1 protein-coding gene is annotated in these 510 nt (G+C 66.1%); it reads right to left on the reverse strand.

Annotated elements, in window-relative coordinates; all coding sequences use genetic code 11:
* Positions 1-510, reverse strand: a 510-nt coding sequence (locus PMI42_RS00010) for an MFS transporter (RefSeq protein ID WP_008129328.1), incomplete at both ends; no start/stop codon positions are given.

A 510-nucleotide genomic window follows, 5' to 3' on the forward strand; every position in this document is an offset into this window, starting at 1 on the left:
GGTGGGGCGGCCGCGACCAGCCGCACCTGCTGCATCGAATTGGTCGAGGCAAAGCCAAGGCCCCAGATCGCGACCGCGCCCGCCATGATCGCGAGCGTGCCGGCGCTCAGCGCCCATCCGGTGATACCTGCAAGCACGAGGCAGGTGAACAGGAGCGACGTTCGGTACGGCCCCCAGGTGTCGACGATGCGGGTTGCAATGGCGACGCCGAGGAAGCCGCAGACACCGTAGATGGCGAACACCATGCCGATCGCATCGGGGCTTGCCCCGGTCAGCTTCTTCAGCAGCGGCCCCATGAAGGTGAACACCGCGAACTGCCCGGACATTTGCAGCATCGTGATCGCGAGCAAGAGCAAAACCGTCCTGCTGCGGGCAACCGCGCTCCAGGTCTTCAAATCCACCGGCGTGCCTTTGAGGCCCGCCGGCAGGCGTAGCAGCAACAACACGAAACTGATGCAGCCGAGCAAGCCGATCCCGCCATAGGCCGCGCGCCAGCCATAGCGGCTGGGG

The sequence above is a fragment of the Bradyrhizobium sp. YR681 genome (assembly GCF_000282615.1).
In the GTDB taxonomy this organism is placed as follows: domain Bacteria; phylum Pseudomonadota; class Alphaproteobacteria; order Rhizobiales; family Xanthobacteraceae; genus Bradyrhizobium.